Annotated in this window: 5 protein-coding genes; 4 read left to right on the top strand and 1 reads right to left on the bottom strand. The window is 65.8% G+C overall.

The features are described 5' to 3' along the window. The first annotated feature begins 20 nt into the window (after positions 1 to 20). The 4 genes from ACOOGG_RS04375 to ACOOGG_RS04360 all read left to right on the top strand — a co-directional run bounded on the left by ACOOGG_RS04375 (position 21) and on the right by ACOOGG_RS04360 (position 16,271). Positions 21 to 239 (top strand): hypothetical protein, encoded by a 219-nt coding sequence (locus ACOOGG_RS04375; protein WP_420432666.1) that lies wholly within the window; start codon positions 21 to 23, stop codon positions 237 to 239. A 208-nt stretch (positions 240 to 447) separates the two neighbouring features. Beyond that, positions 448 to 5,682, top strand: coding sequence for a fibronectin type III domain-containing protein (locus ACOOGG_RS04370; protein WP_420432664.1), 5,235 nt, complete (start codon positions 448 to 450; stop codon positions 5,680 to 5,682). A gap of 308 nt (positions 5,683 to 5,990) precedes the next feature. Next, positions 5,991 to 10,697 carry a fibronectin type III domain-containing protein gene (locus tag ACOOGG_RS04365; RefSeq protein WP_420432661.1) on the top strand — a complete coding sequence of 1,569 codons (4,707 nt, stop codon included), beginning with the start codon at positions 5,991 to 5,993 and terminating at the stop codon, positions 10,695 to 10,697. Between the two features lie 855 nt (positions 10,698 to 11,552). Continuing rightward, positions 11,553 to 16,271, top strand: coding sequence for a fibronectin type III domain-containing protein (locus tag ACOOGG_RS04360; RefSeq protein ID WP_420432659.1), 4,719 nt, complete (start codon positions 11,553 to 11,555; stop codon positions 16,269 to 16,271). Positions 16,272 to 16,535: 264 nt separating this feature from the next. On the opposite strand, the gene ACOOGG_RS04355 is transcribed toward ACOOGG_RS04360, so the two are convergent. Next, positions 16,536 to 16,778, bottom strand: a complete 243-nt coding sequence (locus ACOOGG_RS04355; RefSeq protein ID WP_420432657.1) for a hypothetical protein — start codon at positions 16,776 to 16,778, stop codon at positions 16,536 to 16,538. Positions 16,779 to 16,935: the final 157 nt, after the last annotated feature.

Raw genomic sequence — 16,935 nt, 5'->3', positions numbered from 1 at the left:
CTCTGTCCTAGCTCAGGGCCATGGACGAAAAGTTCACCGGCCAGCTCAGGGCCATGGACGAAAAGTTCGCCGGCCAGCTCCAGGCGCTCGAAGTCAGGCTCATCGACAAGTTCACCGGTGAGCTTCAGGCCCAGGGCAAAAGAATCGATCGGGTGTACGACGTCTTGTTGGCGCACGGCGAGCGCCTGGCCCGCATCGAGATCAAGCTCGACATCGAGCCACCCGCCGAGGCCGCCTAGGCGGCCGGGCTGAACCGCAGACGGCTGCCCACGTTGTGCTGCCCTTGAGCCGCTGCGGGGTCTTGCCGCTAGCTCAGAGATGCTGTCGCAGGCATTGGCCGAGGCCCGCGGCGAGAACGGTTTTGATGATTGCCGTCGATAACGCTACGGCGGATAACGCCATGGCGCAGTTGGTGCCGCTTCGGTGACTCCCGTCTTTCATTACAGAATGGTTAAGAAACCTCGCGACTTTGGGGCGAAAAGCTTGTTTTCCAACATCCAGCCTCGTAGTCTGTCCCTCATGGCTAAAAATGTTTTCTCAGGATTTCGCTCCGCTGGGCATGACCCAGTGGGGGATTCGCGCGCCCGGCGACGGGTAACGACGTGGGCAGCGCTAGGCATTCTAGCGCTGCTCGCCACGCTGTTAACCCCGCTGTCCACGGCGAGCGCGCAGGTTCCAACAGTGCCTTCTCCTCCCACAATTACGTCGGCGACGCCCGGAGATGGGAACGTCACGCTGACATGGAACCCAGGAGATGATGGTGGCAGCACGGTCATCCGGTGGGAGTACCAGCAGACAACCCCACAGACAGGGGTGTGGATCCCGATACCCGGTAGCAATCGCAACCTTGCCCGGCACACCATCACCGGCTTGACGAACGGCACCTCATACGCCTTCGAGGTGCGGGCCGTCAACGGTGTGGGCAACGGTGGTGCGGGCAATATGACTGCTCTCACCCCGGGCACTGCCACGCCGTCTACGACGCCGGCCGCGCCCGTTGGCCTGAGAGGAGCCGCAGATAACTCGGAGGTTGTGTTGACCTGGAATGCGGCTACCGCGAATACAGCCGCCGACGGTTTCTCAGCCATCACGGGGTATGAAGTCCAGCAGAAGACCGGCGATGAGGATTACGCCCCATGGGCCATCGTCATCGGTTCTATGGCTGACACCGCGACCCATACCGTTACCGGCTTGACCAACGGCACTACTTACCAGTTTAAGGTTCGGGCCCGGAACACCAATGGCGCGGGAGCTGCCGCGGAGACCACACCGGTCACTATCGCCACCGCTCCGGGGCGTCCCCGTTCGCTGACCGCGACACCTGGCAACGGCCAGGTCACTTTGTCGTGGCAAGCAAGCAGCAACGGCGGTTCCCCTGTCACGAGCTGGCAGTTCCGCCTTCAGAGAGCCGAGGACGGTGGCACTCTTACCACCGATTTCGACACTGAGGCGTGGGTCACCATTCCCGGCAACCCTGACCGCACGAGCTACACCGTGGTCAGTTTGAGCAACGACATGATTTACCGATTCCAGGTCCGTGCGACCAACGCCACTATGCCGGGTCTGGGCTCACCGGCTACAAGCTCGGTTGTGAACCCAGGAATGCCCCCCGGCATGCCGACGAACGTGATGGGCGACGCATCGGCGACCTCCATCACATTGAGCTGGAGCCCACCCATTGTGAGTGGTGGCAGCGACCTCAATGACGGTGGCTCCCCGATCATCCGCTACGAGTATTCCCAGAAGATCGGTGACGGCGACTACGGCGAATGGACAGCTATTCCGGCGAACCAACTGTTCTTGGATAGCGAAGAGACCACGAGGGCATCTGCTGCGGCCGCTACGGATCCATTGCGGCACACCGTACGCGGTTTGACCGCGGGCACGGCGTATCAGTACAGGGTTCGGGCCGTGAACGCCACCGGTGCCGGTATGGCCGGCGCGATGCCGGGCCCCGCATACCCGGGCACCAAGCCCTTGGCCCCGGCCAACTTGAGCGCACGCCCCGTCTACAACGCGGCTAGCGGCAATGCCACGGTTTCCCTGTCGTGGGCTTCCGGCGGCGACGGTGGTTCCCCGATCACCAAGTGGGAGTACAAGACGGCTACTACGTTGGCAGCCTTGGCCGATACGGCCACTCCCTGGGTGACAATCTGCGAGAACACTCGCACAAGCCCAGATCCGACGTGTGCGGGTCGAACCAGCGTCGACCTGCCTCGCTCGTTGCCAACCCGTGCTCCGGATACCCGAGATAACGGGTTGAGGACCTCGATCTCCGAGGGCTTGAAGTCAGCGGACACCACTGACGACGAACACCACTTCGTGATCCGGGCAGCCAACGCCGAAGGCGACGGCTTCCAGTCCGGCACCGACAGTGCCAGGTTTGCTGTAACCGTCCCGTCAGCACCCGGCGTCGTACACATCGAAGATACGTCGACTGATAGCATCACCCTGGTTTGGACGGCTTCGGTCGCGGGCGGTAACCCCGTCACTGACTACGAGTACTCTGTAAAGAGTGGAGACGGCTCGTATGGAGCATGGAAGGCCGACGGTACGGATCTCAACGCCACCTACCTGATTCCCTCCGGTACTCCGCCGGGCACACCGCTTACCTTCCGGGTTCGGGCCCGGAATGCCATCGGCGCTGGCGCCTCCGCCGAGTCGCCTCAGACCGCTGGTGGTGCTCCCCCGACGCCTGGTGCGTCCAGCATCGCCGGTACTATGGGCTCTCCCGCCTTGTCGGCTACTCCAGGAACAACCCGGGTCACCTTGCTAATGGTCGGTACGACCGGAGAGGGCACCTCTGACACCACCCGGTGGGAGTATTCCTACAAGGTCGGTGATGGCGAGTACGGAAGCTGGGCGTTCAGCAACAATGGCGAGCAATTTACCCCACCCGACGACGACCCAAATACTGATGGCTCGCAGATCGCTGGCTTGGAGAACGGTGTGGCGCACACCTTTAGGGTCCGCGCCCTCAACGGCCAGTTGAGCAGCCCGATCCTTGAGGCCCGCCCCGCCACTCCGGGTGTTGCCCCGCCAGCACCACAGGGGCTGACCGCCTCTGCGGGCGACGGGACTGTCACGTTGTCTTGGACCTCAGGTGGCAGCGGTGGCCCACCGATCCAGAAGTGGCACTACTGCCTCCTGAATATCGATCCAGGTACCCCTAGGGACACGAATGACGACACGAATAACGAATGCGGTGCCACCGATGGAGTAGGCACGAATGGTTGGATGGAGATTGCAACTAGTAATGCCGGCTACACCTCGCACACCCTCGGCAATCCCGCAGCTCTCCTCGAAAATGGCCACTCGTACACATACATGGTGCGGGCCAAGAATGTCATCGGCGAAGGCGCCAGGGCTCAGGCCAATCCGGCGACGCCGGGTCGGGCACCGGGTGCTCCTGCACGGGTGATCGTGGATGCGGGCGACGGCCAGGTCACCATCAGGGTGGATGCACCGTCGGTCACTAACGGCGGCGCTGTTGTGGGCTACCAGGTTCGCAAGAGCCAAGACGGCGGCCCCTACGATGCCTGGGAATCCCTGGGCACAACCGGGAGAAACCCATCTGCTCAAGATGGCGCAGCGGTAACCGGCCTCTCCAATGGTGCTAGCTACACCTTCCAGGTGCGGGCTGTGAACGGCTTCGGTCCTGGTGGCGAGATCGAGTCGGATCCGGCCACCCCGGTTGGTGCCCCCACCGCTGGTGAGTTGGGCGCTGATGCCGGCGACGGCCAGGTGGCCCTTTCCTGGGCTCCGGGCAGCAGTGGCGGCAGTGCTATCACCAAGTGGCAGTATCGCCAGAGCGAGTCCGGCGGCGGCTACGGCGCATGGGCTGACATCGCCGACAGCGGCCCGGCTACCTCCAGCCATGTTGTTACTGGCCTGTCCAATGGCGTCAGCTACACCTTCCAGGTGCGGGCTGTGAACCAGCAGGGCAACGCCGTGCCGATCAGCTCGGCGGCGGTCATGCCGTCCACCGTTCCGCCTGCGCCTTCGGTGTCGGCTGCTCGGGGCAACGGCCAGGTCGACGTGACGTGGACGGCCGGTGCCTCCGGTGTGGCCGGTGAGGCCAGCTATGCGGCTGCGACCACTGGTTGGGAGGTGCAGGTTGGTGATGGCGCTTGGATGGGCATTGCTGATAGTGGTGCTGATACCGCCAGCTATTCTGTGACCGGTCTTGACAATGGCACGGCCTATACCATCTCGGTGCGGGCTGTGAACGATTTCGGTGCTGGTGCTGCGGGTTCTGCGTCGGCTACGCCGGCCACTGTTCCGTCGGCGCCTGAGGTTTCTGCTGAGCGCGGCGACGGCGAGGTGACGGTTTCGTGGACTGCCGGCGATGACGGCGGCTCGGCTGTGACTGCCTGGCAGTTGCAGGTGGACGACGGCGACTGGGCTGATGTGGCTGCTGATGCCACTAGCCACTCTGTGCCCGACCTCACCAACGGCACCTCCTACAGCTTCAGTGTGCGGGCGGTCAACGACGTGGGCGACGGTGCTGAGGGCTCTGCCTCGGCCACCCCGGCCACTGTTCCGGCTGCGCCTGAGGTCACTGCGACCGCAGGCGACGGCGAGGTCACGGTTTCGTGGACTGCCGGCGATCACGGCGGCTCCGCGGTCACTGCCTGGCACTTGCAGGTGGACGACGGCGAGCCGGCTGCTCTGGCTGCTGATGCCTCCAGCCACACGGTTGAGGGTCTCGACAACGGCACCTCCTACAGCTTCAGTGTGCTGGCGGTCAACGACGTGGGCGACGGTGCTGCGGGCTCTGCGTCGGCGACGCCGGCCACCACCCCGGCTGCGCCGACGGTTACTGCTGTGGGCAGCGACGGGGAGATCGCGGTTTCGTGGACCGCGGGCGATGACGGCGGCTCGGCGGTCACTGCCTGGCACTACCGCACCAAGATCGGCGTCGGCGACTACGGCGACTGGACTGAGGCCGCGGCCGATGCCAGCAGCGTCACCCTGTCCGGGTTGAACAGCGGCACCGGTGCGCTGTCGTACACCTTTGAGGTGCGGGGCGTGAACGGTGTCGGCGACGGTGAGGCGGGCACCTCGAATGAGGCCCTGCCGATCGCTGCGCCGCCTGTCAACGGCGTGTTCTACTCCGGCGTGGTCACCGGTGTGGACTTCTGCGCCGACATGTCGCTGGGCGGCGCCCGGTTGTACGCCCACGACTCTGACGGCGACGGCGTGGCCGATGTGTGCTCGCTGCCCTACACCCGCCGCGAGGCGATCGCCCGCCAGAACGCCGTTGAGGCCCTGGTAGTGCAGTTCGCCCCGGAGTACAAGGCGCTGGTGGCGGCGGCCTGTGCGGCCAGCGAGGGCGACGAGTCCTGCGGAGAGGGCATGACGATTGCGCCTCCGGCAGTGCCGATCAACGACGGCGGCCCGTTCTACTCGGGCGTCATCACCGGGCCGAGCTTCTGCGCCAACCGGTCGCTGGGCGGGCCCACCACCTACCCGCACGACGGCGACGGCGACGGCGTGTCCGACGTGTGCGCCCTGCCCTACACCCGCCGCGAGGCCATGGCCCGGCAACTCGCCGGCGACATCCTCGCCGCAAGCCACCCGGCAGACTTCGCTCGGGAACTGACCTCGGCTTGCCGCGGACTCACCGGAGCCGACTACGGCGACGATCCTGAGGACTTGGAAGGCGACGCCTGCGCCTAAGCGGCACAATCCCATAGCCGGCCCCGCTAGGGACCGGCCCTGAGAAAACAAAAAACAAACCCGGCTCCCCCGGTTGGCCTAGCCACCGGGGGAGCCGGCGTTAAACCGGTGTAATGCCGGTTGCGCTCTCGCCCGAGTTCACAGAGGCGCACACGGGTCGAAGACACAGGCCATGGACCTGTCGGGGTGCCTGTGGTACAGACCACCATGCAAGCAGCACCACCCCCTAAAATGTTCAAATTGTGGATGATGCGGTTCCAGCGAAACAGCTAGATGGCAGTGGCGGCCTCCGGCGGAGGCAGTTCTCGGTGAGAGCCGCATTCGGTGCAGTCATACTGCTGGCCTCCTTGGCAGCCCCAGTCTCCGCCGCGGGAGCGCAAAGCGTTCCCGGCGCCCCCGATGTGGTGGCTGAGTCCGGCCACCAGATCATCACGCTGACCTGGCGCCCAGCGAGCGAGGGAGGGGCCAGGATCATCCGATGGGAGTACACGCAGACCCTTCCCGTTCCCACCAATATCTGGCTCCAGATACCCGGAAGCGGCCCCGATACCACCAGCCACACTGTGGCCGGGCTGACCAACGGAACCCCCTATCAGTTCGCGGTTCGGGTCGTTACATTGGCAGGCAACGGCAGTCCGGGCATATCGAGGGCAGGTACCGGGGCAAGCGGAGAGGAAACCGTGTCGCCGTCCACAACTCCCGGGCCGCCGATCGGGTTGGCGGCCAAGGCGGAGAACTCGGAGGTGGCGCTGATGTGGACGGCGGCGGTCACCTCGGGTGCGGGCCGAAATGATGGGTTCGCTCCCATAACCTCATATGAGATACGCCAAAAGACCGGCGACGGAGAATACTCCCCGTGGACCGTAATGGTCGGCTCGGGCCCGGCGACGGCCAGGCACGTTGTTACCGGGCTGACCAACGGCGTCGTCTACCAGTTCGAAGTGAGGGCCCGCAACGCCAACGGCTCCGGTGCGGCCGCCGAAACCCGGCCTCTGGTGGTCGCCACCGTGCCGGGACCGCCCCGGGAGTTGGTCGGAGAGCCCGGCAACAAGAGGGCCCTTTTGAAATGGACGGCGAGCAGCGACGGTGGCGCCCCGGTCACCAGCTGGCAATACCGCCAGGGAACGGGCAGCGCCGATATCGCGGACGGTGCCGCGTGGGTCACGATCCCCGGCAGCCACGCCGATACCACGAGCCACCCCGTGGTCAGCCTGGACAACAGCTTGACCTATCGGTTCGAAGTGCGCGCCGTCAACGATGTCGGCCCGGGCGCCGCAGCGGCGACGGGGGTGGTGCAACCCGGGACTGCTCCCGCGAAGCCGGTCGGCTTCGCCGTGTCGTTCAAAGAGGGGACCACCGATACCGCGGTGCTGACGTGGAGGCGTCCCAACGACGGCGGGTCGCCGATCGTCGGGTACCAGTACTCCCAGAGGGCTGGGAGCGGCGGCTACGGCCCCTGGCGGGATGTCCCCGAATCCCGGCCCGACACCGGCTCCCACGAAGTGGGCGGTTTGGCCGCGGGAGCGGCGTACCGGTTCAGAGTCAGAGCGGTCAACGCAGTGGGCGGCGGCGCTGCGGCGACTGCCGCCAAAGCGTTCTATCCCGGCACCGCGCCAAGGGCTCCGGGACTTCTGAGGGTGGCCGACTCCTACGACGCGGCCAAGGGCATCAGATTCGTCACCCTGCGATGGACACCGAGCGATGACGGCGGGCCCCCGGTCACCAGGTGGGAGTACAAGTACTCCACCTCAGCCGAGGATGTGAGCACCTTCTACGAAGACCAAGGCTGGGTGGCGATCTGCGACACCGCCATCCGAAGGGATGCGGGCTGTGCGTCTAGGTCCAGCGTCACGGTGCCACGCTCGGCAGCCGAGCTAGGCGCTTTGCGCATACCCGTCGGATCTGACGGGCCAGAGCTCGATCCCGTGGCCGGCGAAACCTACTACGTCCAGATCCGAGCCGTGAATGAGCGCGGCGCTGGGTTGCCTTCGGGCATTGCCTCCACCTCCATCCCGAGGATCATTCCCTCGACACCCCCAGCCGTCTATATCCAAGACGCCGCCGCCGACAGCTTCAGAGTATGGTGGCCTCCATCTTCTGACGGCGGCACCAACACCGATATCGCCGGCACCGATGTCCACCTTCGCTACCAGGTGTCACACCGAGCCGGGGGCAGCTCGTGGAGCGGGTGGCAGAACGTGGAGGCCAATTCGACGACGATAGAGAACGCGGTGCAGGGCACACGGTACTGGGTGAGGGTGCGGGCCGAGAACGCTGTCGGCCTCAGCGGCATTGCCGAGTCGGCGGGCTATACACACGGCGGCCCGCCGACACCCGGCGCCGACGTGGTGGGCGCCGTCCCCTCCGTCACCGCCAGAGCAACCGCCAATCAAGTGGCCCTTTCTTTGATGCGATCGGCGAATGCGGGCAACATCGGGGGCATCACCGCCTCCACCTGGTGGGAGTACTCCTACAAGGTGGGCGAGGGAGACTACGGCCGCTGGACGTTCAACAATGCCGGGCATTGGTTCGCCGACGTCGCCGTCGATGGCTTGGAGAACGGCGAACCGCACACCTTCAGAATCCGAGGGGTGAACGCAGAGCTCGCCGGCCCCAGTCTGGAATCCGAGGAGGTCGTGCCCGGCTCGGTGCCGCAGGCGCCTGTCGGCCTGCAAGCCGCCCCCGGCGACCGGAGTGTCACGCTGGCGTGGACGCCGAGCGGCGGCGGCCCGCCGATCACCAAATGGCAGGTGTGCGAGCTGAGCAATGCGAACCCCTGTGGAGACGTCGAGACCGGCGAGGGTTGGACAGATATCCTCGACAGCGGCCCGGCCACCACCGGCCACACCATAGAGAGCCTGGCCAACGGCACGGCCTATACCTTCCTCGTTCGGGCCTGGAACGACCGGGGCTGGGGCACTCGGGCGCAGACCAGGGCGGTGACGCCGGGCAGGGTGCCCGACCCGCCGGCGAGAGTGCAGGTGAGCGCGGGCAACGGTCAGATAACCGTCACCGTTACCGCCCCGAGCGACGAGCACGACAGCCCGGTGACCGGCTACCAGTTCCGCAAGAAGGCCGCCGACGGCGCCTGGGACGGCTGGCAGGCCGCCGACAGAGCCGGCTCAGAGGCAACCACTGTGGCCACGGTGACCGGCGTTGCCAACGGCATCAGCTACACGTTGGAGGTGCGGGCGGTGAACGCCTTCGGCCCGGGCGGTGCGGCTGCGCCGTCCTCGGTCACTCCGATGGGCCCGCCGCCTGCGGGCACCTTGAGCGCCGAGCCCGGCAACGCCCATGCGGCGCTCGCCTGGATGGCTGGAGGCGACGGCGGTTCGGCCATCACCCTTTGGGAATATAGGCAAAAGCAGGCCGGCCGCAGTTACGGCGCTTGGCTTTCGATCCCGGGCAGCGGTCCGGCCACCGCCGGTCACACAGTGGCCGGCCTCGACAACGGCACCGCGTACACCTTCCAGGTCCGGGCGGTGAACCGGCTCGGCGCCGGCGAGCCGTTCGAGTCGGGCCCGGTCACCCCGGCCCTCGTTCCGCCGCCGCCCGCCGCGGTAGCCGCAACCCGGGGCGACGGCCAGGTGACGCTGGTGTGGCGCCCAGGCGCCGCCGACGGCCCCGGTGCAGCCGGCTATGCCGCTGCCACCACCGGCTGGCAGTACCGCGTGAAGGCCGGCGGCGGCGCCTACGGCAAATGGGTGGACATCGCCGACAGCAGTGCCGCCACAACTAGCCACACAGTGGCCGGCCTCGACAATGGCACCGCTTATGTGTTCGGGGTGCGGGCAGTAAACCATGTGGGCCCCGGCCCTGCCGAGTCTGGGGAGGCCACTCCGGCCACCGTGCCGGCTGCGCCGGCGGTGACCGCGTCGGGCGGCGACGGCGAGGTCGCGGTCACCTGGGCCGCCGGCGATAACGGCGGCTCCGCAGTCCTCTCCTGGCAGTTGCAGGTAGACGACGGCGGGTGGGCTGATCTGGATGCTGCCGCCATCAGCCACACCGTCGGCGGCCTCGACAACGGCACCGCCTATGTGTTCGGGGTGCGGGCTGTAAACGATGTGGGCGCCGGCCCTGCCGGGTCTGCGGAGGCCATTCCGGCCGCCGTGCCGGCTGCGCCGGCGGTGACCGCGTCGGGCAGCGATGGCGAGGTCTCGGTCTCTTGGGCCGCCGGCGTTGATGGCGGCTCTGCGGTCACCGCCTGGCAGTACCGCATGAGGGTTGGATTCGGCGACTACGGCGACTGGACAGAGGTCTCGTCGGATACCTCCAGCGTGACCCTCACCGGGTTGGGCGGCGGCACCGGCACCTTGTCCTACACCTTCCAGGTGCGGGCCGTGAACGGCGTTGGCGAAGGCGCCGCGGGCACCTCCGGCGAGGCCGTGCCGGTGGAGATGCCGCCCGCCACCGCCGTCTACTACTCCGGCGTGGTCACCCACCCCGGCTTCTGCGCCGACTTCTCGCTGGGCGGCGCCCGCCTGTTCGCCCACGACTCCGACGGCGACGGCGTCGCCGATGTGTGCTCTTTGCCCTACACCCGCCGCGAGGCCATCGCCCGCCAGAGCGCGGTGGACGCGCTGGTCGGCCAATACCCCGGCGAATACACCGCATTGGTGAACGCAGCCTGCGCCATCGCCGAGGACGGTGCCGGGGGCGACGCCGAGGACGGGGCGATTTGCGGCGGGGAGATGCTCGCTGCACCTCCGGCAGTGCCGATCAACGAGGGCGGCCCGTTCTACTCGGGCGTCATCACCGGACCGAGCTTCTGCGCCAACCGGTCGCTAGGCGGGCCCACCACTTACCCGCACGACGGCGACGGCGACGGCGTGTCCGATGTGTGCGCCCTGCCCTACACCCGCCGCGAGGCCATCGCCCGCCAGCTCGCCGGCGACGTGCTCGCAGCCACCTATCCGGCGGACTTCCGCCGAGAGCTGGCCACGGCTTGTCGTGTGTTGACCGGTGCCGACTACGGCGACGACGCCGAAGACCTGGCCAACGACGCCTGCGCCTAAGCGGCCCAATCCCATAGCCGGCCCACTAGGGACCGGCCCTGAGAAAACAAAAAACAAACCCGGCTCCCCCGGATGGTTCGCCCACCGGGGGAGCCGGCGTTTAATCCTTCCCCGCTGGTGCTGAGGTTCGGAGTTTCGGGTCGAGAAGCTGATTTAACTTTTTTTTGGAAAAGTGTTGTAAGCAGATCGTAATGAAGTAATGTGCTCTCCATGACAAAAAGAGCTTTCTCTGCAATGAGTTCTATAGGGATTAACCCCCCCCCCCCCCCCCTAACTAGTAGCGGGCGCCCCCGCTCCCGGCGGCGGGTCACGTTGTGGGCCGCGCTGGGCATCCTGGCGCTGCTCGCCACGCTGTTAACACCGTTGTCCACGGCGAGCGCGCAGTCGCCGACGGCGCCCGATGCCCCGCAGGTGACGGCGAGAGCTGTCGACGGGAGTGTCTCGTTGAGTTGGACCACCACCCCAGATGCGAACGATACCACCCACCCCAGTACATTCGACAATGGCAGTTCCATTGTCCGGTGGGAGTACACGTACGCAACGGGGACAACAGCCGGAGATACCACTCATTCAGGCATCTGGTTCCCGATAGCGGGCAGTCATCGTCTTACCAGGTCGCACACCGTTACCGGGCTGACCAACGGCCACTACTACGTCTTCTCGGTGCGGGCTATCAATAGCGCAACCCCTGGCCTGGGAGTTGCAGGTGATGCCAGCGAGGTCAGCCCGTCGACCACTCCGGGCGCGCCCGCCAACCTGAGAGCGGAGACGGCCAACTCGAAGGTTGGGTTGTATTGGACAGCTGCTGCCACCGCTGCCAATGCAAGAACCCGCGAAAACGGCTATTCAGCCATCGTGTCGTACGAGTACCGGCAAAAGACGGGTGACGGGGATTACAGCCCTTGGGCCACCATCATCGGTTCTGGCGCTACCACCGGTAGTAACGCTGAAACTGCAGATACTGATTTTGATGGGGCTGACCCCGATTTCGTTGTCACTGGGTTGACCAACGGCGTCGCTTACCAGTTCCAGGTTCGGGCCCGTAACGCCAAAGGTGCGGGGGCTGCGGCTGAGACGCAGTCCGTAACGATCGCCACCGAGCCGGGGCGTCCCCGGTCTTTGAACGCGGTGCCCGGAAATGGGCAGGTGGCTTTGTCGTGGACGGCGAGCAGCAATGGCGGTTCCCCCATTACGGGCTGGCAGTTCCGCTTGCAGACTGATGCCGACACCGGCTCCCTTACAACTGCTTTCGACGCTGAGCCTTGGGTCGCCATCCCTGACAGCAACGCCGACATCACGAGCTACACCGTTAGAAGTTTGAGCAACACCAACATTTACCGGTTCCAGGTCCGTGCGGTAAACGCAATCGGTGCAGGCACCCCCGCAACAAGCGAGGTTGTGAACCCCGGAATGCCTCCCGGCAGGCCCATGGACGTGGCAGGAGACGCGGGGGCCGACTCGGTCACCTTGACGTGGTTTCCCCCCAACACTGCTGCCGACGGCACCGGCACCCTCGTTACTGGCGGCTCCCCGATCATCCGTTATGAGTATTCCCAGAAGACCGGTGCTGGCGACTACGGGGAATGGACAGCTATACCGGCCACGTCGGTAGCTGACACCACTGCAACAGCTCAGCAGAGCCACACCGTGCGTGGTCTGACTCCGGGCACGGCGTACCTGTTCCGGATTCGGGCTGTCAACGCCACCGGTGCCGGTCAGCCTGCCGGGTTTGCCGATGACATTCCTGTGTACCCGGGTACTAAGCCCCCGGCGCCGGCCAACTTCAGCGTACGCCCCGTCTACGACGCGGCCAGCGGAAGCGCCACAGTCACCCTGTCGTGGGCCTCTGACGGCGACGGCGGCTCTCCCATCACTAAGTGGCAGTACAACTACGCCAATGCGCTGGGTAGTGTCGGCGAGGATGCTGTAGATGCCGCTACGCCAGGTGCACAAACGTCGGGCTGGGTGGATATCTGCGATAACACCCGTGGCGCAGCTCCGTCTTGCGCATCCATGACCAGCGTCACGCTGCCCCGACCTGATCCCGACGCAGCGCCCGGTACGGTGCTTGCAGGCGATACGGCATTGAATAATGCGTTGTTAGCAGGCATGGCGTCGTCACCGGCTTCGGCTGATGATGTGCATCACTTCGTGGTCCGGGCAGTCAACGCCCACGACCCCGGGTTCAACTCCGGAACCGATAGCGCGACTTTCGCTCCGTCTGTTCCGTCTGCGCCTAGGACCGTGTACATCTCGAACACGAACCCCGGTACTACTCCTGGCACGGCGAGCGTCACTTTGTGGTGGAGGCAATCGACCTTGGGTGGATCTGCCTTCGGTGCCTACCAGTACGCCCAGAAGACCGGAGACGGCGCGTGGGGCGCGTGGACGGCCGCAGCAGCGGCTGGTGATGTGGATGTCACCACGCAAGAAATCACAGGCCTGACGGGCGGCACCACGTACACGTTCAGGATTCGGGCCGTCACCAGCCGTCAGGCTCCCGGTGCTTCTACCGAGTCTGCTCCGATCGCTCCCGGCGCTCCGGGGACGCCTGGTGCTGGAAATGCCGGCACGGCGCCAGTGTTCGATGCAGCTCCCGGAACAACTGAGGTCACACTGAATTTGACCGGCGATACCGGTGCCCCCGCAGGCGTGACTCCTCGGTGGGAGTACTCCTATAAGGTCGGCGACGGCGAATACGGTAACTGGACGTTCAACACTAACGCTGCTCAATTCAATGGCGGCACCGCACTGGTCGTTGACGGTTTGGAGAACGGGGTGCCACACACCTTCAGGATCCGCGCCCTCAACACCCAGCGGCAGCTGTCTAGCCCGATCCTTACGGCCAGGCCGGCTACTCCGGGTGTTGCCCCGCCGGCACCGCAGGGGTTGACCGCTTCTGCTGACGACCGGAGCGTCACGTTGTCGTGGACTTCGGGTGGCAGCGGTGGCCCGGCGATTTCCCGGTGGGAGTACTGCACGTTAGTGACTCAAACCGCTACTCAGAGGGCTGCCAATCCTCCACAAAAAACAGAAAGCGGCAATTGCGGTGACGTTGCTACGCCTCGTCAGAATCTGGACGATGACCCTGCGAACAATCAAGCTGACGGTTGGCTTCCAATCCCAAGAAGCGGTCCCGACACCACCCAGTACACCATCGGTCCCCCCGGAAACACCCTCACCAACGGCACTTCCTACACCTATCTGGTTCGGGCCGTGAACGTGCTTACCGCTGCTGGCACTTCTACTGCTGGCAACGGTGCAAGGGCTCAGGCGAATCCGGCGACACCTGGCCTGGCACCGCTTGCTCCTGCTCGGGTGGTGGCAGACTCGGGCGACGGCCAGGTCACCATTACGGTGGATAAGCCTCCGCCTAACCCCCAAGACAGCGACGGCTCGGTCACGGGATATGAGATCCGCAAGCGCATGGGCGACGGTCCCTACGACGCTTGGGAACCCCTGGGCACGAGCGCTCCCGCTCGGCTGACTGCTGAGTCTGGTGTTGTGGTGTCTGGTCTCGTCAATGGTGCGAGCTACACCTTCCAGGTGCGGGCACTGAACGCCTTCGATCGTGGTGCTGAAACCACGTCGAATACGGTGATCCCGGTTGGCGCTCCCACCGCTGGTGAATTGGGCGCTGATGCTGGCGACGGCCAGGTGACCCTCAGTTGGGCTCCGGGCACCTCCGGCGGCAGTGCCATCACCAAGTGGCAGTACCGCATGAGTTCCGGCAACGGTTACGGCGCCTGGATGGACATCGCCGACAGCGGTGCCGACACCACCAGCCATACCGTGACCGGCCTGTCCAATGGCACCAGCTACACCTTCGAGGTGAGGGCCGTGAGCCAGGTGAGCACGAGCGTGCCAATCGAGTCGGCTGCGGTCACCCCGGGCACGGTTCCTGTGGCACCTTCGGTGTCGGCTGCTCGGGGCAACGGCCAGGTCGACGTGACGTGGACGGCCGGTACCTCTGCCGAGGCCGGTCCCACCACTGGTTGGGAGGTGCAGGTTGGTGACGGTGCTTGGATGGGCATTGCTGATAGTGGTGCTGATACCGCCAGCTATTCTGTGACCGGTCTTGACAATGGCACGGCCTATACCATCTCGGTGCGGGCTGTGAACGATTTCGGTGCTGGTGCTGCGGGTTCTGCGTCGGCTACGCCGGCCACTGTTCCGTCGGCGCCTGAGGTTTCTGCTGAGCGCGGCGACGGCGAGGTGACGGTTTCGTGGACTGCCGGCGATGACGGCGGCTCGGCTGTGACTGCCTGGCAGTTGCAGGTGGACGACGGCGACTGGGCTGATGTGGCTGCTGATGCCACTAGCCACTCTGTGCCCGACCTCACCAACGGCACCTCCTACAGCTTCAGTGTGCGGGCGGTCAACGACGTGGGCGACGGTGCTGAGGGCTCTGCCTCGGCCACCCCGGCCACTGTTCCGGCTGCGCCTGAGGTCACTGCGACCGCAGGCGACGGCGAGGTCACGGTTTCGTGGACTGCCGGCGATCACGGCGGCTCCGCGGTCACTGCCTGGCACTTGCAGGTGGACGACGGCGAGCCGGCTGCTCTGGCTGCTGATGCCTCCAGCCACACGGTTGAGGGTCTCGACAACGGCACCTCCTACAGCTTCAGTGTGCTGGCGGTCAACGACGTGGGCGACGGTGCTGCGGGCTCTGCGTCGGCGACGCCGGCCACCACCCCGGCTGCGCCGACGGTTACTGCTGTGGGCAGCGACGGGGAGATCGCGGTTTCGTGGACCGCGGGCGATGACGGCGGCTCGGCGGTCACTGCCTGGCACTACCGCACCAAGATCGGCGTCGGCGACTACGGCGACTGGACTGAGGCCGCGGCCGATGCCAGCAGCGTCACCCTGTCCGGGTTGAACAGCGGCACCGGTGCGCTGTCGTACACCTTTGAGGTGCGGGGCGTGAACGGTGTCGGCGACGGTGAGGCGGGCACCTCGAATGAGGCCCTGCCGATCGCTGCGCCGCCTGTCAACGGCGTGTTCTACTCCGGCGTGGTCACCGGTGTGGACTTCTGCGCCGACATGTCGCTGGGCGGCGCCCGGTTGTACGCCCACGACTCTGACGGCGACGGCGTGGCCGATGTGTGCTCGCTGCCCTACACCCGCCGCGAGGCGATCGCCCGCCAGAACGCCGTTGAGGCCCTGGTAGTGCAGTTCGCCCCGGAGTACAAGGCGCTGGTGGCGGCGGCCTGTGCGGCCAGCGAGGGCGACGAGTCCTGCGGAGAGGGCATGACGATTGCGCCTCCGGCAGTGCCGATCAACGACGGCGGCCCGTTCTACTCGGGCGTCATCACCGGGCCGAGCTTCTGCGCCAACCGGTCGCTGGGCGGGCCCACCACCTACCCGCACGACGGCGACGGCGACGGCGTGTCCGATGTGTGCGCCCTGCCGTACACCCGCCGCGAGGCCATGGCCCGGCAACTCGCCGGCGACATCCTCGCCGCAAGCCATTCATCAGATTTCCGCCGTGAGCTGACCGCAGCTTGCCGCGGACTCACCGGTGCCGACTACGGCGACGATGCCGAAGACCTGGCCCGGGACGCGTGCGCATAAGCGCAAAAACTCAAAGCCGGCCCCGCTAGGGACCGGCCCTGAGAAAACTAGCCAAAGCCGACTCCCCCGGATGGTTCGCCCACCGGGGGGGCCGGTGGTTAACCACCCAGTTTAGCGCCGCTCCATTGGAATACCGCGTCAGCCCTCCCCACCGCATCGGTGTGGCTGCACTGGCGTGAAGCTGGGCACCCCCTGCTCGCCCACGCCAACCGCCTGGCCCGGGACGCCTGAGGCTCCTGCGAAAAGGCGCAGGAGCCCAAAGAGCTAAGCGGCTTCGGCGGGGGGATTGATATCGAGCTTGGTCTCGATGCGGGCCAAGCTCTCACCGTGCTCCTTGAAGCCGTCGTGGACCTCTTTTTGGAGATCCATGAACTTGTCTTCAAGGCCCCGAAACTGGTCGGCGAGTCGATTGAGAGCGCCGGTTATTGTTCGGAACTGAAAGACAACTAGGCCGACCAGGCCACCGCCCAGAACGCCGATAAGGGTTGAATAGATTACCGCATTCATTCAATACTCCCTCAATGAGGGTTGAAGAGGGGGAAGCCAACTCAACCCAGCGTACTAGGGCATAGTTCGATTGCATTACTCTCTGTCAGCGCCCAGAAGTGACCAGCGGTTCTCCAATAGCACTTCGTTGGAGATGGCCCAGGCTCTAGGATGGCGG

The sequence above is a fragment of the Candidatus Poriferisocius sp. genome (assembly GCF_965214065.1).
Lineage (GTDB): Bacteria > Actinomycetota > Acidimicrobiia > Acidimicrobiales > Bin134 > Poriferisocius.
This window is presented reverse-complemented; position numbering and strand designations above follow the sequence as displayed.